This is a genomic window from Bacillus sp. PPSBB_2, assembly GCF_045291115.1.
Taxonomy (GTDB): Bacteria; Bacillota; Bacilli; order Bacillales; family Bacillaceae_G; genus Bacillus_A; species Bacillus_A cereus.
The window spans coordinates 3,158,440-3,178,460 of sequence record NZ_CP147983.1 but is presented as its reverse complement, the minus strand read 5'-3'; the positions used below and the strand labels follow the sequence as shown (position 1 = coordinate 3,178,460).

Sequence of the window (20,021 nt, the reverse complement as noted above, 5' to 3'; positions counted from 1 at the left end):
GTCTAGTGGTAATAAGTCAAGAGTAAAACAAGACTGATTTTTTCTAGGTGCGATTTTTTCAGCATACGGAAATAGACCCGACCAAAAATGAAATTTTTTCGGGCCGTTTCCAAGATTGCGTCAATAACAAAGTGTTATTTTTCTATCACGCTCCTTGGTGGCGTGTAGAGTTGATGGTTACGTAGTAGCGTATCCACCAGACGCACAAATTTTCTTGCGGTTAAGACGATGGCTCTTTTGTGTTGATGTTTGGGTGTTTCTTTGTATTTCTTTTGATAAAATGCTTGATATTCAGGCAAATATCTTCTTACTGAATTGGCAGCCTCAACTAAGTAATAGCGAAGATAACGATTGCCTTGTTTGGTTAAGGGCGTATTTTCAGACTGATAATTTCCAGATTGCTTGATTTTCCAGCTTAATCCGGCATATTTAGCTAGTTTCGTTTGGTCTTCAAATCGTTGGATTTGTCCGATCTCAGCTAGTAATCCAGCAGCATACACTTTTCCAACACCAGGAATACTCGTCAAGCATTGGTATTCTGGTAGGACCATTACGAGCTGTTCAATTGCCTTATCAAGGTCTTTGATACTGGCTTCGAGTGCACGAATTTCGCGAGCAAGAATACTCAGGATAATATTGATGGATTCTTGAGCGACTTCTCCTAAACGATAAGACATAGTAATGGCTCGTTGAATCGTTTTCGCTAATCCTTCTGGATTTTTAAACCGGCCGTTACCTTTTTCTTGAAGCAAAGAGGCGAAATCTGTTAAAGGCATTTGAGCTAATTCTTCTAACCCATAATCTTCTGTCATTAAAGCGATTAAGGTAGCTCCAAATACAGAAGAAGGAGTTTCGCTATTCTTTAACTCACGCGTGAGCGTGTTGCATTTGTAAGTTAAATTTTCGAGAAAATGTTGTTTCGTTTCTACAAGTTGTCCAATTAATTGGTAACGTGTGCGAGTTAAACGTTGAAGAGCCATATATTTCTCTTCTTTAATGGGAGACGTAGTGAATCTTTGGATTCTTAAAAAGTCAGCGATTCGCATCGCATCATTTTTATCTGTTTTATCTTCATCAAATATTCGACTGAATTGCTTGATGCGAAAAGGATTTTCGATGGTAACGACGGTATTTATACGCTTTAATTCTCGATCCTCATTAAAAAATGTAGCAGGATGAAAGCTGTACATAGAAGTTGACTCCATGCCTATGACGATTTGAGAAAACGAGTACACATTTTGAAATTCTAAAATTTTTTGTTTAATTTGATGAGCGCCTTTCACGTCATTTCCGAGACTCGCTTCAAGAAGAATTGTCAATTGGTTATCGTCTGATAAAAAGCACACATCTAGTTTCTCAGAGCTGACATCTAATCCGACAAATAAGTTCATTTGGAAGGACCTCCTTTCATTGGTTATTTGGAATATGCTTCGATACTATGGGATTTCCCAGAAGCTCATTGCGTAACCACAACCTCGCCTACGAGAATACAATGACAACTTTTGGGGGCTACCTTTTGAACTACTATCCAAAAGCCCAATCAGTTATCGAAACAGCTAGTGTGTTGGTAGTGATAGCAATGGCTCGGGTAACAGACTTTTTATCGTAGACAGAGCTACAGGGGAAATGAGCAAATTCCCGATGGATCCTTTCCATACATCCATTGTATCTGGGAAATTCAATAATATCGAAACAAATTCCGTAAGGAATCTTGTTATCTATTTTTTTTAAAATCAGGGTAATTAGAAAGCAGAAATACTGATCTAAACTATATTCTACGAGGGGAAATCAAAATGAAATTAGAAACAGAAAGGCTCTATATAGTGCCGTGTACAGAAGAGAGGATTCAAGTCGCTAACGAGCAAGGATACAATAGCGGCCCGCATATTGTAGGGCATGTAAAGAATGTAAAACAAGATGCAACTTTATTACCATGGGGGGCGTGGTATGTTCTTCGAAAAGAAGATGATAGCGTTTTAGGTGATATTGGGTTTAAAGGGAAACCAAACGAGGATCAAACAGTAGAAATTGGCTATGGATTCATTGAGAAATATTGGAATCAGGGCTATGCAACAGAAGCTGTAAAAGAACTAATCGATTGGGCTTTCAAAACAGGTGAGGTAGAAACAATAATTGCAGAGACACTTCTAGATAATTATAGTTCGATGCGTGTTTTAGAAAAGTTACATATGAAGAGAGTAAATGCTACAGAAATGATGATTAATTGGAAAATAGAAAAATAAAAAATACCGCTCTAAATTGAGCGGTATTTTTTATAGTTATGGTAGCATTTGCTTCTGATCATTCGGATACTCAGCCGTTGACGTATTAGGACGATTGGAATGATTACGAACAGCAATGAAAATAGAAATAATAACGACAAGACCAACTGCAACGTAAGAAAGTGAAATAATAGTTGGATCCACTTTAAATGTAGTAAGCAGTGTACGAATGTTTGTAAAGATAATAAGACCACCAACTAATACGCCAAGTAAATGAGAAGGAACGATGCGAACTAGCCATGCCGCGATTGGTGCCGCTACGATACCACCGAGCATGAGAGAAAATACCCAAACCCAGCTTACTTGTTCCCAGCCAAGTGAGATGAAGAAGCCGATTGTTGCAGCGAGTGAAACAGGAAATTCACTCGTATCTACAGATCCAATAACTTTTCTAGCTTCATTTCCTCTTGCTAGAAGAACAGGTGTCGTAATCGGCCCCCAACCACCGCCACCAGTTGAATCAACGAATCCAGCGAATAAACCAAGCGGCACAAGTTGTTTTGCAGACATACGCTTATTTGAAGTGACAATTTGTTTTTGAATGATGAATCGTAATAAAATATAAACCCCTAAAGTAAATAAAAATACGGAAATGTACGGTTTGATTACATCTCCAGGCAAATTACTTAAAAAAACATGCCCCAACAAATGCGCCGATTGCCCCAGGTAATGTAAGCCTGGAAACTGTATATTTATCAACGTTTCCAAATTTGATATGAGATGCGCCAGAAGCTGCAGTTGTAACGACTTCAGCTAAATGAACCGATGCGGAAGCTACAGCCGGTGCAATACCAAACATTAATAATAGTGAAGTAGACGTTACCCCATACGCCATTCCGAGTGCTCCATCGATCAGTTGAGCGAAAAATCCAATAATAGCAAAGACAATTAATTTCTGCATAAATAATCCCCCTGTAATAATAAATGAAAAAGACACTTTTCCCGTATGAGAAAAGTGCCTTTGGTTTTTCCAATCAGCAATAATTAAATTTGTTTCATTATAATACATATTAATCGTATAAATCAACTAGGTTTTAAAGTTTTTGAATTGAATGAAATAAAAATAAAATATACAATAAAAGGATGGAGAGAAAGGGGAGAAAGACATGTTACGATTTGATCATCTTGTTCACGCAGTTCATGGTACACCGGAGGAAGCGGCAAAACAAATGCAGGAACTTGGATTTCATACTGTATTAGGCGGAGAGCATACGAATTGGGGTACTTGGAATAGTTTAAGTTATTTTGATTTATCATATATAGAATTTTTAGCAGTTCAACATGAAGAAAAAGCGAAAGAAGCAGAAAATCCATTAGTACAAGAAACAGTGGTGAAACTACAAAATGGAGAAGGAATGCTACAAATCGCGATCCGAACAGATGCAATTGAGGAGCTAGCAGTTAACTTTAATAAGTACGGCTTACATACGATAGGGCCATTTGAAGGGAAACGCATGAGAAAAGATGGCCGGCTTTTAGAATGGAAAATGTTATTTGTTAGGCAAGAAGAGAACGGACCGAAATTACCTTTCTTTATACAGTGGAATGAAACGGACGAAGAAAGAAGAAACGATTTACGTAACAGTAGGACGATCACTGAACATAAAAACAAAGTGCAACAAATTGAAACGATTCATTACGCAGTAAAAAACGTTCGAGAAACAGTACGGAAATGGAAAAAAGTAATGGGACTATCTACAAGTTCAGTTGTGAAAAATGAAAAATGGAATGCTGAGAGTCAAAGTGTAGTGTTTGGAAATATTCATGTGCAGTTTTGTGAACCGATTGGAGAAGGGCTAGTACTAGAACATTTGAATAAGAATGGCGAATATCCATTTGCAGTAGAGTTTAAAGGTGGAAATAAACGAGAGCATGAAGTGCTAGGTAGTTTGTACATATATTAATAGAGGTGAACGTTGTGGAAGAAATGCTTAGGGAGATAGAGAGAATACTAGAATGGCCTCGTATGTTAAAAGCGACTGTTATTTCAAAAGGCTTTTCATTCGATGAGAAATATAAAATTGAATTAGAGAGTGGGGCCTCGTATTTTATTAAAGTATGCGATTCATCATATTTTGAACGGAAGCAGGAAGAATATGAATATATGCAGCAGCTAGATTCTTTACATATTCCTATGCCAAAATTAATTCATTTTATTAGTCTTACTAAATTCAATAAATGTGTACAAGTTTTTGAATGGATTGATGGATTAGATGGTGAAGATATATTAAGAACGTTGTCTACAGAAGAGCAGTATAGGGCTGGAAAAAAGGCTGGAGAAGTACTAAAAAAGATTCATTTAGTTGAAAAAGAAGATAAAAGTAATTCATGGGAAATGTCTATATGGAGTAAATATGAGAGATACTTAGAAGCGTTGAAAGAATATGAAGTAGACTTTTTTCGTTTAAATACAGTGATAGATTTTGTAGGAAATCATAAAGATTTATTAAAAAATCGTCCCATCGTATTTTTACATGACGATTTTCATCCGGCTAATATAATGATTGACCAAAATGAGTTTCGGGCTGTCATAGATTTTGCTAGATTCGATATTGGTGATCCTATTCATGATTTTTATAAAGTAGCACTATTTACAACGAATATAAGCAAACCATTTGCGGTTGGACAAGTTCACGGTTATTGCGGAGGCGAACCATCGCTTCATTTTTGGAAACTCTATACATTGTACGCCGCGATGACATTCCCAGCGGATATCGTTTGGACGAATCGAAGTACGCCGCATTTAGTAGATGATATGAAGGAAAGATTAAATGGAATTTTAGAAGATCATAATGATTTTTCATCCTATATTCCAAAATGGTATCAATCAAGCGAATGTAATAAATAAAGGAGTAATTTATATGGATAAAATAGCAGTAATTTCAGATATTCACGGTAATATTCAAGCATTAGAATCCGTGTTGAATGATATTAAATTAAGAGGAATCGAGCGCATTATTTGTCTTGGAGATTTAGTAGGAAAAGGACCTCATTCCAGTGAAGCAATTGAAATCATTCGTAAAGAATGTGAAGTAGTCGTAATGGGAAACTGGGATGATTTTATTACAAAGCCGACTGAATTTGAAGCATTAAAATGGCATCAAAAACAATTATCGGAAGAACAAAATGATTATTTAAGAAGTTTACCATTTTCAATCGAATTTTTTATGAGTGGAAAACTCATTCGTATGTTTCACGCTTCACCGAGAAGTTTATATGAAAGAATTCAACCACACGCTTCAAGAGAAGAACGTATTAGTATGTTCGAAAATAGTGATCTGACAGAAAATATAGAAGGAGAAAGAAAACCAGATGTCGTTTGTTACGGCGATGTTCACCAAGCGTTCGTTCAAAATTTCAGAGGGAAAACGTTATGTAATGCCGGTAGCGTAGGAAACCCACTTGAAATAACGCAAGCTTCCTATTTAATATTTGAAGGAACATATAATGAAAAAGAAGCGGCGAGCTTTTCTATTCAACTTGTACGAGTACCGTATGATATTGAATTAGCTATCAGATTAGCAGAAGAACTCGAAATGCCAGAAATTGAAGAGTATAAGCAAGAGTTACGGACGGCCTTATATCGGGGGTTTAAGGGGAAGTAAGCTAATAATATATCAACGATTTTTCAAATATATCTATCATAACTTAAAATATATCAACGATTTTTTCGATATATCAACGATTCGATAAAGGATATCGATTTACCGACAAATAGTGACATGGATTGTTACTTATAATTATATTATGTAAACTAATTATAAAGGGAGATATCATGAACCGAAAACAACGAATCAAAGAAATTGCAGGTCATATTGTAAAGCTAAACTTAACCTATCCAACAAGAGTTGGAGTAAGTGGTATTACAGCATCAGGAAAAACAACATTTGCAAACGAATTAGCGGAAGAAATAAAAAAACGAGGATTACCAGTAACACGCGCAAGCATTGATGATTTTCATAATCCAAGAGTGATTCGCTATGCAAAAGGAAAAGAATCTGCAAGAGGGTATTATGAAGATGCACACGATTATACAGCTTTCAAAGAAAGATTATTAATGCCTTTAGGACCTAACGGGAATTTACAGTATGAAACGATTTCTCATAACTTAATAACGGATATGTCTGTACATAATGAGCCGCTATTGGCCACGCAAAATATGATATTAATAGTAGATGGAACGTTTCTATTGAAAAAAGACGTTGCGTATTTATTTGATTACAAAATCTTTGTAGATACAAATTTTGAGATTGCGAGAAAACGTGGTACGAAGCGGGAAACTGAAGCTTTTGGAAGTTATGAAGAAGCAGAGAAGATGTTTTTGAACAGATATCATGCGGCCTGTAAGTTGTATATAGATGAGCATAATCCAAAAGAGTGTGCGAATGTTATATTTAAGAATAGTGATTTAGGAAATCCAGAAGTTATATTTCATGAAAGAGCGTAATACATAATCAGAAATATATGTATAGCCTTTTGTTTATTGTTATAATTAAATTAATTTTATGAAGCAAATAAAAGGGGATAAGACAATAAAAAACGCAAAAAGGGGACAAGAAATATAATGAATGAAGTACTCGAACTAAAAGAAGAACTACTACAAATTAAAAATAACAATTATGCTGTACCAGAAGACGTAGATGCATATCCATATGCGCAATGGATGCTAGATTATATCGGATCACCTGATGCTGAATTACGTGATGATTTAATTTATAGTACGCTTCACACATGGATTACAAATGATGTATTTAGACAAAAAGAGTTAAGAGGATTAATGTTACAAGCAATTAGTCCTGATTATTTATTTTATAAAATTGGTGAAAAGGGAACAGACTCTGTATTTAAACGTGCATTCTCCGTATTAATTCCACCACTTATTTTATCTGTTCATGAAAGAGAACCGTTGTTATCGGAAGAACAATTGTACAGTGTGGCAGAACAAGTGTTGGAATATGTATATTTAGAAGAAGATGTAAGGGGCTACGTAGAAGGAAAAGGCTGGGCACACTCTACTGCACATGCAGCAGATGCGCTCGATGCGTTAGCACGTACAATTCAAAATCGTGAGTTTTCATATGCGATTCTTGCGGCTGTTCGTCAGAAGGTTCGATTGAGTGATTACGTATATGTACACTTTGAGGATGAGAGATTAGTAAAGCCAATTATGTCGTTACATAACCAAAAGCTTTTAACTGAAGAAGAGTGGAGCAATTGGCTACATAGTATAGCAACTGTTGAGGACATCCGACATCCGCAGCATGCTATTTTAGTACAAAATATTAGATCGTTCTTAAGAAGTTTATATTTCAGAGTTTTAGAGACAGAGGGTAGTACAGCCTTTACAGATGATATATTGGAGACTTTGAAGGGTTTGCATAGGTATTAAAAATCCGTTTTTCTAAGAGAAAAGTACATAAAAACACTACATCCCAACCATACTAATAAAATGTGTTGGAGGTGAGTTTAATGGACAAAAAAGACTTTGAAAAAGTATATAATGATTATTTACATCAAGGGGAAGAGCAAGCTCAATTTGAAATAGCTCAGGAAGTTACTTCAGGAGCAGAACAAATTGTTGCTGTTCGTAAAAATGATGAAGGTGATTTGATTGCTTTTAAAACAAGTAGCGGGAGAGAGTTAGATTATATGACTGCTCTTAATGAAGCGAAATCAGGGAAGTTAGCTCATGTGGACGTATTTCATAAGTATGGCAGAGATATTATACGTAGTGAACCGGATGGAATAAAAGAAAATAACTTAGATAATTTACCTTCATTTTAAACGGGTAAACCTCAAGAAGAGAATGTTCATTTGGATATTCTCTTCTTTGTTTTGCGAAGTTTTCCTAGCAAATAGACGATTCATTTTTAAAGTGCGATCATACTTTTAAAGAGCGCTCTAAATTTCTCTTTATCTTCTGCTGTAAATGGTTTCGGTCCTTTTGTACGCTTACCACTTTTTCGAACCATTGCACTTAAATATCGTGTTTGTAACAATTGTTCAATGTTATCATTCGTATACTTATAGCCTTTATGGTGTAGTACGATACAGCCTTTTGCTAAAGCGAGCGAAGCAAGACCGTAATCTTGTGTTACGATTAAATCTTTTTTTTTTGCTAACTGCATAATTCGGTAATCAGCAGCATCTGCTCCGGAATCAACATATATTGTTTCCACACCTTTCGGCTGCTCTGCATTAGAATAATGAGAAAAACTAGTAACGAGTGTAACAGGAATTTTCGCATTCGTAGCTTCAAAAATAATTACATCTTTTACAGGACAAGCATCTGCATCAACGTAAATTTTCATTTTTATCACTCCTATAACTAGGTTCGTGTTGATAATAATGGTAGATTTAGGTTTTGTCAAACGAGAAAGCTTTATTTAAAGTTATTTTCACATACCAAAATAGCCTCCCGCAAACGAGAAATACCTTCCTCAATTTGATTAATATTCACTTTTCCATAAGATAAACGTATATAACCATCTTTTGCGCCGAAAATACTACCTGGCATAAAAGCAATTTCTTGTTTTAAACTTTGCATAATAAGTTGTTTTTCGTTTATCGGTTCTTTTAATTTTCCCCATATGTATATTCCACCGGTCGGATTTGAAAAAGAGATTTTATCATGAAGTTGCTCGTTTAAGGCGCGAACGATAACGTCTCTTTTTTCTACTAGTTGTTTTCGTAACGGTACGATATGCGACTGAAATGGTACAGTTTCAAAAAATTGTTGCATAAGCCACTGCGGGAATATGCTCATACCTAATTCCATTTGGTGCCTTGCGTCGGATAATCTTTCTACTACAGACTGCGGGGCAACGAGCCAACCAACTCGTAAGCCTGGTGCAATCATTTTTGATAAAGAATGTACATAAATGACAGTTCCATTTTCATCAATTGATTTCAAAGTAGGGCAAGGTTGTTTCTTTTCTAGCGTAAGTAAACTAGACGGATCATCTTCCACAATCGCAATTCGTAAGTCTGCACAAAGTGATAATAGTTTTTTTCTACGGTTTGGATGAAGCATCGTTCCCGTAGGGTTTTGGAAATTTGGATTTAAAAAGATCATTTTAATACGGTGTTTTCTATATAACTCCTGTACATCGTCTGGATTAATGCCGTGTTCATCGACAGGTAATGGGAAAATACGAATACCTGCTGATTGGAATAACGGCAAGGAATAACAGTGTGAAGGACTTTCGAAAGCAACAGCATCACCTGGATTTAATAAACATTGCACGATAAGGTGAAGTGCTTGCTGTGCGCCAGATGTAATCATAATGGATTGTTCAGTCGCCTCAACTTTTAAATATTCCTTCATATATTTTACGACCGCTTGTCTTAGCGGGAGATAGCCTTGCGGATGATCGTAACTTAATGAATGCGTTAACGGTTGTTCACGTAAAATCGCTTGTAGTTGATCGTGGGGATAAAGATTACAACCGAGCTCTCCGTTTGCAAAATCAATAATGTTTTCATTTTGTTGTACTTCTGCCCGAATATGGCGAAGTAACGGTAAGTTTGGTAAAAACGTACCACCTTCTACGAAATTTCTCCAGTTGGGTGTTAATGTTGGAGAAACGCCCCACATATGTGTACTTACACGTGTACCTTTACCAGTGGTACTTTCTACAATTCCCATCGCACGAAGTTCATTATAAGCAGTCGTTACTGTACTTCGGTTTACATTTAATTGCGTAGCTAATTTCCGTTCTGAAGGTAGGAAGCTTCCTGGAGGAAGTTCTCCGTATGTAATGCGTTTTTCAATAAAGTCAACAACTTGCTGATAAATAGGGATTTTACTGTCACTATCTAGTTTCCATTCCATAAAAAACGCCTCCGTATCTCTTATATACATCAAGTATAGCAAATTGGCTGGGTAAAAAAACAGCCAATTGGACGGTGTTATATCCAGCCAATTTTACTATGCTAAATAGGGAAGGGGAGATTCGGATGAAACGATGGCAAATGGAATGGCTCCTAGTATCAGTTGCATTAGTATGGGGAGCAAATTATACAATAGGAAAGTATGGAGTGGCATATATGTCATCCATTCAATTTAATAGTTTACGATTTTTAGTAGCATCACCGGTATTATTACTTATTACATTTTTAATGGAACGCTCATTACGTATTGAAAGAAAAGATTGGCTACGATTAGTAGCAGTCGGTATCGTTGGTACGACAATGTATCAAACGATGTTTATGCTATCTGTAAAATATACTTCAGCAACAAACGCCTCATTATTAATTGCAATGTCACCTATTTTTACAGGGATATTAGCAGTATTGCACAAACAAGAACGTTTTTCGATGAAAGTACAAATTGGTTCAATAGTGGCCTTTGTTGGTGCAGCATTCGTTTTATTAACAGGGCATACAGGAGGAGCTACTTACGAATATGCGTGGCTCGGAAACATAATTGGATTAGTCGCAGCGATTGCGTGGGGATGGTACCCAATATTAGCGCAACCTCTTATAACAAAATATTCCGCAATGAGAGTCACATCTTGGTCAACTTTAATTGGAATTGTACCTCTCGTTGTATATTGTTTATTCAACGTAAATACATTAACGTGGCCAGTAGACATGCCAAGCTGGGGGTCTCTAGCATATTCAATCGTCTTCGCGACAATCTTCGGACTTGCAATGTGGTATGTCGGTATTAGTAAAATAGGCTCAACGAAAGTAATGGTTTATATGTATCTTGTACCATTGTTCGCAGTTATCTTCGCGGCAGTAACTATCGGAGAGCAAATCAACATGATGCAACTCGTTGGCGGACTTATAATCTTTATCGGCTTATATGTTGTAAAAAAGGGTGGAATTCAAAAGCAAGCTCTCAATTTGAAAAAAGTAAGTTAACAATAAAAAGGATCTCTTTCATATAGAAGGAGATCCTTTTGGTTTTTGTAATAAAAGCGCTTGTCCAACAGCCCATTTTTGATGATCATGAATGAGAAGCTCTACAGCAAGTAAAGGAGACATCCACCGCAAAACATGATCTTCCTCACAGTTTTCAGTTTGTGTCTGCACCATGTTCGCAATATAAAAGAACCCATCGTTTAAATAATTGTATCTTCTTTTTCCGCATAAAAATATCGCATTGCATTACCGATATATTGATTAATTTCAATTGCCCATCCTAATTCCTCTAGTAGTTCACGATGTAAGCATTCATCTTTTGTTTCGGTACCTTCCATACCGCCACCAGGTAAAAAATAACGGTCTCCTTTTTGGATAATAGCAATGTTTGAAGAAGTTGAGTTAAAAATAATTGCATAACAACTAGGTCGTAATACATATTGCTCAGTAGGCTTTTTATAACCAAAAATAAGTTTAGATATCATAAAACACGTCACCTCTCTATAAAATACACAAAAGGAATAATAAGGTAAAAATAGAATTGTATAAGTATAATCTTACGAGATTGGAGTGATAACAAAATGATAAATCGAAAGTGTTCGCGCTGTAAAGAAATTACAGGTACATTGCACGGTGGTAAAAAAATTAAGGAAGAATTTCTATGTGAGGACTGTTTACAAAAAGGAATTGCGAGCGGTGAAATCGAATTATCACAAATGGAGCAAGAACAAACTTCGTATCTTTCTATAAAAATATTAAAAATAATGAGTGTGATTTATTTAATAGCATCTATTTTAATGGCTTTTTCAACCGGTCCATTTATACATAATATAGGATTTGATGAAATGTCCATTTCAGGCCCAGAATTAGGTTTAATAAGTGTTGTTATGCTAGGTTCTTTATTCCAGTCTGTTCTTGTATTTTGCGGGATATGGGTATTCATCCTTTTAGTAGAAACAGTCATTAAAATTTATGAAAAAATGAAGTGAGTGAGAGGGAGAAACATATGCGAGTAAGAAACATCCAAGGGGAAGATTATGAAAAGATTCATTCCGTATTAAATGAATGGTGGGGCGGGAGAGATATGGCTAGTATGTTGCCAAAATTGTTCTTCGTCCATTTTCAGGAAACGAGTTTTATCATTGAAGAAGAGGGAGGAACGTTAGGTTTCTTATGCGGATTCTTCTCACAAACGCATAAAGAGGAAGCGTACGTTCATTTTATCGGTGTCAATCCGAAGTATAGAAGAAGAGGAATTGCATCGACATTGTATTCGTATTTCTTTGATGTCGCTCGAGCAAACAATCGTAAAGTTATAAAAGCAATCACGTCACCAGTTAATAAAAAATCGATACAGTTTCATAGGGAGATTGGCTTTCAAATTGAGGCTGGGGATGATGAGATAGAGGGTGTATCGGTACATACAAATTATGATGGGAATGGCGGTAGTAGAGTATTATTTTTGAAAAATGTGTAAAAGTAGGCTAGCACAAAGTTAGCCTTTTTGTTGTGAGGAGGTATTAGTATGGAAAATAAACAAAGCAGAAATGAGTATGTAAGACGCATACATACAGTTCAAGATTATATAGAATCAAACATAAATCGTTCACTATCTATTGAAGAGCTAGCCGAGGTAGCTGGATTTTCAAAGTTTCATTTTCATCGAATTTTTAAAGGAAGGCCTGTATAAATAAGTTGTAGTAATTACATTATTAGATTGTGTTTGTAACTATATTTTGGGAATTTTCTGTTGATTTAAAATGTACGATAGTATATATTGTATATAAAGTATATATACAATATTTTTAAAAAGAGGTATTTGCATGCAAATCACTATTAGGAACACTTCAAAGGAACCTATTTATGAACAAATTAGTGCCCAAATAAAAAAGCTTATTTTACTAGGTGATTTAAAACAAGGAGATGCTCTTCCTTCAATGCGTCAGTTAGCAAAAGATTTACGAGTAAGTATTATTACAACGAAAAGAGCATATGAAGAACTGGAAAAAGACGGTTTTATTAATTCAATTGTCGGAAGAGGGTCCTTTGTAGCAGAACAAAACATTGAAACTATGAAAGAAGAAAAATTAAAAACAGTTGAAGAAAAGTTATGTGAAGCGATTCAAAATGCTAAGCAAATGGATGTTTCTTTAAATGAGCTAAAAGAAATGCTTACAATTTTATACGAGGAGGAAAACTCTTGGAAAACGTAATAGAACTTCAAAATGTCAGTAAATCTTTTAAAGGGTTTCAAATAAACAATTTTTCGATGGAAGTAAAAAAAGGATTTGTTACGGGTTTTATTGGAGGAAATGGATCAGGTAAATCTACAACGATTAAAATGATTATGAATCTAATAAACCGGGATAGTGGAAACGTCTCCTTATTTGGCATGAACTATTCGACTGATGCGAAACGAATTAAAGAAAGAATTGGCTTCGTTTATGACGATAATGTGTTTTATGATGAACTCACATTAAAGGAAATTACTAAAATTATTGCGCCTGCTTATAAAAAATGGGATTTTAACCAATTTACATATTATAAAGAGCTGTTCGAATTACCATTAAATAAAAAAATGAAAACATTCTCCAAAGGAATGAAAATGAAAGCCTCTCTCGCAATTGCCCTTTCACATCATGCTGAACTAATTATTATGGATGAACCTACATCTGGACTTGATCCTGTATTCAGAAGAGAATTATTGGATGTTCTACAAAATATTATGCAGGATGGAGAGAAAACTATCTTTTTCTCATCACATATTACAACGGATTTAGACCGCATAGCCGATTATATAATATTTATTCAAAATGGGAAGCATATTTTCACAAAAGATATTTATGCCATTGCGGAGGATTATGTTTTAGTCAAAGGACCACTAGATTTGTTAAAGTTTGATACTGAGCGTGAATTTATTTCTGTACGTAAGGCAAATACAGGTTTCGAGGGATTGATTGAAAATGCACATTCTATCGAAAACTTATTTGATAAGGATGTAGTGATTGAAAAACCAAGTTTAGAGGATATTATGTATTTCATGAAAAAGGGGGATTCAAGATGCTTAATTTAATTAAAAAGGATTTGATTTTACAAAAAACTTTCTTGCCTGCTTATCTCTTATTTCTAGTTACCTATTTGTGGGCCGGCATGGATGTAGCATATGTCATAATCATTTGTAGTGCCGTTTTTGTAATTAACACATATCAATCTGATGATAAAGATAATGCTAATATTTTAGTAAACTCATTACCGTATACTAGGAAGGAAATTATAAGTTCAAAATACGTTGGAACCTTACTTTTTACAATAGTAATCATCCCATTTTGTTTAGTTGGAAAATATTTCATTTTAGACAGCGTGGAATTTCAACTTTCCTTAGAAAGTTACATACTAGGCTTCTTGGCAGTCATGCTGATAACAGCATTTTACATCCCATTTTTTGTTGCATTTAAAGTGAAAACACTTGTACCAGTTTTTATATTTTTATCTATTGGAGTTATATATTTAATGCGAAATACTCCATATTTATTAAATAAATATGCTAATGGCGTACTGACCTTTTTAAAAGAGATTTCAGATTTGAAATTATTTCTTTTATTTGCTGTCATAGCAGTGGGGTGCTATGGGGTTTCATGGATATTATCTATTCGTATCTATCAGAACAAGGCTCTTTAATAGCAAGTTCTAAAAGGAGGATGGTTTAAATGACATCAAAAAAGAGCGTCCTAGTCGAATACGAAATTGGCTGAAAACTATTGGAGCATTTTTCGTTATGCAACTAATTTTTATCATCCTTGACATGAATTCGTGGATACCGAACTTCAAGGAAGGAGGAGTTGGGGATCGTCTCGTTAATTCAGAGTTCTTTACGGAATGGTTCGCTCCTTATAAAACAAAGCAATTTAATGTACTAACGGCAGTTATGGCTATTTTATTATTCCTAAATGTAGTAACAAGTGCAATAAAAGACGCTTTTTCTAGAAAAAGAATTAATTAGCACATAAGTTGACCTTGCGTCTTTTTAATAATGTCTTAACTATATTTAAAAATAACAGGAAAAGGATAAAAACTCCACTTATTGATGTTTCACTTTATCTTTTACAATGATTTCTTAAAAAATATTTGATGTTTCAGTTTTGTATATTGGTTGAGATAGATGCATTCATCCCCCATAATGCTTCAAAAGTGTGCGCAGTAATTGTGATATATGTATTTATACTTGTGATGGCAAATGATGTGTATTATTTTTGGAAAGTTCGAAAATTATTGAACGAACTAGAAAAATTTAGTAATCTTATTTGTACGATACATACATAATAGTTTTATAGCGATTTTTAAATAAAGTATAGGAGGCAATCGTTGTGGATCTTACGTTCAAAGTAGAGGTAACATGTTTTAACTACCGAGTCGGAGCAATTTGTAAACAGGATAATAAAATACTTATTCTGCAAGGTGACGGTGAAGATTTTTGGTACGTACCGGGCGGAAGAGTGAAAATGTTAGAAAACAGTGAGGATGCGTTACAACGGGAACTTGCAGAAGAACTAGCTGCTCCTATTAAAGGGAAGAGATTAATATGGTCAGTAGAAAATTTCTTTACACTTTCTGAGCAAAAGTTTCATGAGATTAGTTTTTATTATGAAGTAGAGCTACATGAATTACCTGCAAATGGAGCGGATCAATATATTTTGGAAGAAGAGGATAGAACATATTTGTTTAAGTGGGTGCCGGTAGAAGAGTTACATGCATATAATTTACAGCCTGCATTTATAAAAGAGAAAGTAAAGAATATAGCAGTTCATACAGAACATATCATTTTACAAGATTAAATGTATTCGGAGGAGAAAAGGATGAAGGGGATTAAAAAAGAGATACATATAAATGACAAAGTAATTTATTACACACATATCGAAAAAGGTTCTAGTACCGTTTGCTTTATGTTTTCAGGTTCAGGATACAATTATGATAAGCCGTTATTTTATTACGCGACGATGCTTATGCTTGAACATAAAATTGATGTTGTACATATTCATTATTCTTACGACGAACAAGTAATGAATAAATCAATGGAAGAAGTAACAAAAATAATGATGGATGATATTAATCCAGTAATGAAGGAAGTATTAAAAGCTGAGCAATACAGCGATACTATATTTTTAGGGAAGTCACTCGGAACAATTCCAATTGCGAATGATTTAATGAAGAGAGAAGAGTTTTTACAGTCGAAAATGATATTACTTACACCTTTACTGACGTTTGATACAATTTTTGATTCTATCTTACATAGTCGACACGAAGGGTTTTTAGTTATTGGGGATAAAGATCACCAATACAATGCAGATCAAATTGATCAGTTACATAAAACGAATTTACAGATTGAAGTTGTCAAAAATGTAAATCATTCTGTAAATGTTGGGGGATATGAAACGGAAAATTCAATTGAGGCTATAGCGAAAATAATAGGAAAACTTAAAGAAGTTGTTAGGACAAACTAACCTATTAATACATGCAAAAGAGGTGCGAATTGCACCTCTTTTACTTTAATAAGCCTTCAAAACATGAAGTAAATAATCCTTACGATTCAGCGGATTATAATCAACACGTTTTCGAGTAGGGAAGGGAGCCATAAGCTTTGTGAAACCAGCTGGCTTCGTTGTAAATATGCCTTCTCCTTCTGTAAATGAATGTAGTATTCGTTTGAAACTCTCTGTTTTCGCAACAGGTAATGATCCTGTTAACTGATAAGAATTGTTATTGAATATAGGCTCTGCAAAAGTTGCTGGAACGGCAGCGAGCTTATACATTGCAGTACTAATTGCGTGCTCCGGTACAGTTAATTCAAATTCATTTACTGGTTCATATACATATGTTTCAGCTTGCTTTAAAGCATCCATTAATACGATCGGTGTTAAATTTCTAAAGTCACTCGCTGTTGTAACAGGACTAGCATAACCAGTATGTGTTAACGTGACGATAATATCTGTAACTTCCCATCCATATAATCCTTGTTTTAACGTTTGAAATACTGTATCTTCAATCGCTTTATGAAATGCTAAAGGCAATGAACCAAGCTCAACACCTAATTTATACGTTATGCCAGAGTTAAGTTCACCACGTTCAATTTTAAAACCAATTGTTGCGTAAAATGGATTCGCTTTTTCACCCATGACTTCAACGGAATTCCCAATGCCAATTGGCTTTTCAATACATACAACTCGCGTATTTGAGAAAGTAACCTGTAAGTTATATTTATCATAAAGTGTTGTTTCGATAACCTCTTTTTGTACTTCACCGAAAAGGCGAATATAAAGTTCATTATGAACATCATCTTTCCACACTTTAATGAGTGGATCTTCTTCACAGAGTTCCATAAGTGCAGCGTATAAATCATGAATTCGCTCTTTAGGTACCGCATCAATCGCTGCTTCCATTTGTGGTTCGGCAAAGTGAATATCTTTTATATAATCCGTACGTTCACCGATAATATCACCAATTTTTATATTATTCAGTCCCCACACTTTGCAAAATTCTCCGCTAGGAACGATAGTAGATTGAACAGCATTTCCGCTATGAAACATACACATTTTTTTAATCTTTTCTTTATGTGGTAGAGACTCATCGCGCTGTATATCCACATATTTTCTAACGTGTAAACTACCAGAAAAAACTCTTATATACGCAACCTTTTCTCCAGAAGGTTCACGTTCAATTTTAAAAACAACACCGGATAATGGTTCCTCTTGTGCCGATGTATGAGCTGGCATTAGGGCGGGAAGTTTTTCAAGTATTTCAGTTACTCCTATACCTGTCATTGCTGAACCGAAAAAGATTGGATACACATTTGCTTGCTGTATTTGCTGTTCTAGTTTTTCTCTTAATAGTGCGTCCGGTATTATTTCGTTATTTACATATGATTCAAGTAACGATTCATTAAATGGTGCTAACAGTTCCATACAATCGTCATATGATTTGTATTCAATGATCCGGGCTTCTTTCGTTCCTTCGTTTAGAACAGAGTAGAAGGGGAATGCTTCATTTGAAAGAACCTCTTTTATTTGTTTCATAACTTTTTCAGTGTTTGCGCCACTACGATCAATTTTATTAACGAATAAAATAGTCGGTATGTTTAGTTTCTGTAATGTTCGCATTAAAATTTTTGTTTGTGCTTGCACACCTTCAACGGCAGAGATAACTAAAATCGCACCGTCTAGAACGCGGAATGATCGCTCCACTTCAGCGATAAAATCAGCGTGTCCAGGTGTATCAATGACATTTACTTTTACAGCATCAATAAAGAAAGAAACGACAGATGCTTTAATCGTAATTCCGCGTTGTCTTTCTAATTCCATTGAGTCAGTTTGTGTATTACCACTATCTACTCGGCCAATTTCTTTAATCACATTCGTTTCATAAAGAATACGCTCAGTCAAACTCGTCTTGCCAGCGTCTACGTGCGCGACAATCCCTATATTTATTGTTGTCATTTGTGAATATCCTCATTTCATTTTCCATTTTCAATTCCTCATTTCTATTTGTATATTGCCGCATTATCAATCACTCTCCAGTTCTTTAAATTAGTATTATTATAGTGCAATTAACATTATTTGTAACGCTACAAAGCGCCTTAATTTGGAAAAAATAAAATGAAAACAAAATGCTTGCATTCTAAATCGATATAGATTATATTAATTGACATATCAACTATTGATACATCAAATGTTTTTATTTTGATTGTAAAGGAGGGTTAATTTGACAAGTTCATGCTCAAAAGAAGCGATTATTTTATATAAATTACACTTTCTAAATAAAGAAGTAAGTTCGAAATTTGAAGGGTGTACGGGTATGAGCCAGTCTCGATTAGAGCTTATACTTCAGTTATATGAAGTAGGTGAAATTAGTCAAAAAGCACTTCAACAAGAAGTGAATATTGATAATGCTGCGATAACAAGGCATTTAAAGCAGCTTGAGGCCAATGAAATGATTGTAAGACGTAAAAATCCAGATGATAACAGAATTACGTTAGTTTCTCTTACTGAAGAGGGACGAAATAAAATTCAAGCATTTCAAGAGGAAAAAGAACGTTTTGCAGCATCTGCATTTAAAGGATTAAGTGAGGAAGAACGCGATAATCTTTTAAATATGTTAAATCACATTCAAGAAAATATAAAAGAATTATAAAAAAGGGAGAATACAACTATGACTAACTCAGTAAAAACAAATGATTTTAACGAAATTTTAACAGGACGTCGTTCAATTCGTAAGTACGACCCTTCAGTGAAAATTAGCAAAGAAGAAATGACAGAAATTCTTACAGAAGCAACACTTGCACCATCTTCAGTAAACATGCAACCATGGAGATTCGTAGTGATTGAAAGTGACGAAGCGAAAGCAACACTTGCGCCACTTGCGAAATTCAATCAATCTCAAGTAGAAACATCTTCAGCAATGATTGCTTTATTTGGTGATTTAAACAATTTTGATAACGCAGAGGAAATTTACGGTACAGCAGTAGAGCGTGGCTTAATGCCAGCAGAAGTAAAAGAAGACCAAATGAAAAAACTTTCAGCTTACTTCTCAATGGTTACACCAGAAGTAATGAAAGATACGGTATTAATTGACGGTGGTCTTGTAGCAATGCAATTTATGCTAGCGGCTCGTGCGCACGGTTATGACACTTGTCCAATTGGTGGTTTTGAGAAAGATCAAATCGCAGAAGCTTTCGGACTAGATAAAGAACGCTACGTACCAGTTATGTTAATTTCAATCGGAAAAGCTGCTGACAGTGGTTACCAATCAGTACGTCTTCCAATTGAAAAAGTTGCAGAGTGGAAGTAATTTTAAAGAAATAAGTGGAATATGAAAGGG

At 35.0% G+C, this 20,021-nt stretch carries 22 protein-coding genes and 3 pseudogenes; 19 read left to right on the top strand and 6 right to left on the bottom strand.

The window, feature by feature from the left end; all coding sequences use genetic code 11:
- Positions 1 to 134: 134 nt before the first annotated feature.
- Positions 135 to 1,391 carry an IS110 family transposase gene (locus tag V6946_RS15990; RefSeq protein ID WP_256426878.1) on the bottom strand — a complete coding sequence of 419 codons (1,257 nt, stop codon included), beginning with the start codon at positions 1,389 to 1,391 and terminating at the stop codon, positions 135 to 137.
- A gap of 402 nt (positions 1,392 to 1,793) precedes the next feature.
- Here V6946_RS15990 and V6946_RS15985 point away from each other — a divergent pair, with 402 nt between their 5' ends.
- Entirely contained in the window at positions 1,794 to 2,243 is a 450-nt protein-coding gene (locus V6946_RS15985) for a GNAT family N-acetyltransferase (RefSeq protein ID WP_000764607.1), read from the top strand.
- A gap of 36 nt (positions 2,244 to 2,279) precedes the next feature.
- On the opposite strand, the pseudogene V6946_RS15980 reads toward V6946_RS15985, so the two are convergent.
- Positions 2,280 to 3,183 (bottom strand): annotated as a pseudogene (locus V6946_RS15980) (sulfite exporter TauE/SafE family protein).
- Between the two features lie 205 nt (positions 3,184 to 3,388).
- Here V6946_RS15980 and V6946_RS15975 point away from each other — a divergent pair.
- The 6 genes from V6946_RS15975 to V6946_RS15950 all read left to right on the top strand — a co-directional run bounded on the left by V6946_RS15975 (position 3,389) and on the right by V6946_RS15950 (position 8,066).
- Positions 3,389 to 4,186, top strand: a complete 798-nt coding sequence (locus tag V6946_RS15975) for a VOC family protein (RefSeq protein ID WP_006926038.1) — start codon at positions 3,389 to 3,391, stop codon at positions 4,184 to 4,186.
- A gap of 14 nt (positions 4,187 to 4,200) precedes the next feature.
- Complete coding sequence (locus tag V6946_RS15970; RefSeq protein WP_006926036.1) at positions 4,201 to 5,130, top strand: aminoglycoside phosphotransferase family protein; 930 nt, start codon at positions 4,201 to 4,203, stop codon at positions 5,128 to 5,130.
- A 13-nt stretch (positions 5,131 to 5,143) separates the two neighbouring features.
- Positions 5,144 to 5,887: a metallophosphoesterase gene (locus tag V6946_RS15965; RefSeq protein ID WP_000357656.1), complete on the top strand. Its 744-nt coding sequence runs from the start codon at positions 5,144 to 5,146 to the stop codon at positions 5,885 to 5,887.
- A 170-nt stretch (positions 5,888 to 6,057) separates the two neighbouring features.
- Positions 6,058 to 6,729, top strand: coding sequence for a uridine kinase (locus V6946_RS15960; RefSeq protein WP_006926034.1), 672 nt, complete (start codon positions 6,058 to 6,060; stop codon positions 6,727 to 6,729).
- Between the two features lie 117 nt (positions 6,730 to 6,846).
- The gene (locus V6946_RS15955) at positions 6,847 to 7,671 is read left to right on the top strand and encodes a DUF2785 domain-containing protein (RefSeq protein WP_006926031.1); all 825 of its coding nucleotides are present in this window, start codon (positions 6,847 to 6,849) and stop codon (positions 7,669 to 7,671) included.
- 80 nt (positions 7,672 to 7,751) lie between these two features.
- Entirely contained in the window at positions 7,752 to 8,066 is a 315-nt protein-coding gene (locus V6946_RS15950) for a DUF3892 domain-containing protein (protein WP_000358161.1), read from the top strand.
- Between the two features lie 86 nt (positions 8,067 to 8,152).
- Here the strand turns inward: V6946_RS15950 and V6946_RS15945 are convergent, their stop codons facing one another.
- Positions 8,153 to 8,593, bottom strand: coding sequence for a YaiI/YqxD family protein (locus V6946_RS15945; protein ID WP_366981728.1), 441 nt, complete (start codon positions 8,591 to 8,593; stop codon positions 8,153 to 8,155).
- A 71-nt stretch (positions 8,594 to 8,664) separates the two neighbouring features.
- A complete protein-coding gene (locus V6946_RS15940) occupies positions 8,665 to 10,116 on the bottom strand; it encodes a PLP-dependent aminotransferase family protein (RefSeq protein WP_006927573.1) in 1,452 nt (483 codons plus the stop codon).
- 125 nt (positions 10,117 to 10,241) lie between these two features.
- Here V6946_RS15940 and V6946_RS15935 point away from each other — a divergent pair, with 125 nt between their 5' ends.
- Positions 10,242 to 11,153, top strand: coding sequence for a DMT family transporter (locus V6946_RS15935; protein ID WP_006927576.1), 912 nt, complete (start codon positions 10,242 to 10,244; stop codon positions 11,151 to 11,153).
- An 18-nt stretch (positions 11,154 to 11,171) separates the two neighbouring features.
- On the opposite strand, the pseudogene V6946_RS15930 reads toward V6946_RS15935, so the two are convergent.
- Positions 11,172 to 11,638, bottom strand: a pseudogene (locus tag V6946_RS15930) (NUDIX hydrolase).
- A gap of 96 nt (positions 11,639 to 11,734) precedes the next feature.
- Between V6946_RS15930 and V6946_RS15925 the strand changes: the two are divergent.
- The 9 genes and pseudogenes from V6946_RS15925 (at position 11,735) to V6946_RS15885 (ending at position 16,651) form a co-directional block, all read left to right on the top strand.
- The gene (locus tag V6946_RS15925; RefSeq protein ID WP_006927580.1) at positions 11,735 to 12,142 is read left to right on the top strand and encodes a DUF3980 domain-containing protein; all 408 of its coding nucleotides are present in this window, start codon (positions 11,735 to 11,737) and stop codon (positions 12,140 to 12,142) included.
- A gap of 17 nt (positions 12,143 to 12,159) precedes the next feature.
- On the top strand, positions 12,160 to 12,630 hold the full coding sequence (locus V6946_RS15920) for a GNAT family N-acetyltransferase (protein ID WP_006927581.1): 471 nt from the start codon (positions 12,160 to 12,162) through the stop codon (positions 12,628 to 12,630).
- A 48-nt stretch (positions 12,631 to 12,678) separates the two neighbouring features.
- Positions 12,679 to 12,831: pseudogene (locus tag V6946_RS15915) on the top strand (AraC family transcriptional regulator); the annotation flags it as partial.
- A 145-nt stretch (positions 12,832 to 12,976) separates the two neighbouring features.
- Positions 12,977 to 13,366 (top strand): GntR family transcriptional regulator, encoded by a 390-nt coding sequence (locus V6946_RS15910; RefSeq protein ID WP_006927585.1) that lies wholly within the window; start codon positions 12,977 to 12,979, stop codon positions 13,364 to 13,366.
- The gene (locus tag V6946_RS15905) at positions 13,354 to 14,226 is read left to right on the top strand and encodes an ABC transporter ATP-binding protein (protein WP_366981729.1); all 873 of its coding nucleotides are present in this window, start codon (positions 13,354 to 13,356) and stop codon (positions 14,224 to 14,226) included. The genes V6946_RS15910 and V6946_RS15905 overlap by 13 nt, the downstream gene beginning before the upstream one ends.
- Complete coding sequence (locus V6946_RS15900; RefSeq protein WP_366981730.1) at positions 14,214 to 14,831, top strand: ABC-2 transporter permease; 618 nt, start codon at positions 14,214 to 14,216, stop codon at positions 14,829 to 14,831. The genes V6946_RS15905 and V6946_RS15900 overlap by 13 nt, the downstream gene beginning before the upstream one ends.
- A 34-nt stretch (positions 14,832 to 14,865) precedes the next feature.
- A complete protein-coding gene (locus V6946_RS15895) occupies positions 14,866 to 15,153 on the top strand; it encodes a YfzA family protein (RefSeq protein WP_033692869.1) in 288 nt (95 codons plus the stop codon).
- Positions 15,154 to 15,517: 364 nt separating this feature from the next.
- Positions 15,518 to 15,985 carry an NUDIX hydrolase gene (locus V6946_RS15890; RefSeq protein WP_006927592.1) on the top strand — a complete coding sequence of 156 codons (468 nt, stop codon included), beginning with the start codon at positions 15,518 to 15,520 and terminating at the stop codon, positions 15,983 to 15,985.
- Positions 15,986 to 16,006: 21 nt separating this feature from the next.
- Entirely contained in the window at positions 16,007 to 16,651 is a 645-nt protein-coding gene (locus V6946_RS15885) for an alpha/beta hydrolase (protein WP_406622066.1), read from the top strand.
- A 45-nt stretch (positions 16,652 to 16,696) separates the two neighbouring features.
- On the opposite strand, the gene V6946_RS15880 is transcribed toward V6946_RS15885, so the two are convergent.
- Positions 16,697 to 18,640: a translation factor GTPase family protein gene (locus V6946_RS15880; RefSeq protein ID WP_366981731.1), complete on the bottom strand. Its 1,944-nt coding sequence runs from the start codon at positions 18,638 to 18,640 to the stop codon at positions 16,697 to 16,699.
- 265 nt (positions 18,641 to 18,905) lie between these two features.
- Between V6946_RS15880 and V6946_RS15875 the strand changes: the two genes are divergently transcribed.
- Both V6946_RS15875 and V6946_RS15870 read left to right on the top strand, forming a co-directional pair.
- Positions 18,906 to 19,334, top strand: coding sequence for a MarR family winged helix-turn-helix transcriptional regulator (locus V6946_RS15875; protein WP_000204172.1), 429 nt, complete (start codon positions 18,906 to 18,908; stop codon positions 19,332 to 19,334).
- An 18-nt stretch (positions 19,335 to 19,352) separates the two neighbouring features.
- Complete coding sequence (locus V6946_RS15870; protein ID WP_000185391.1) at positions 19,353 to 19,991, top strand: nitroreductase family protein; 639 nt, start codon at positions 19,353 to 19,355, stop codon at positions 19,989 to 19,991.
- Positions 19,992 to 20,021 lie beyond the last annotated feature (30 nt).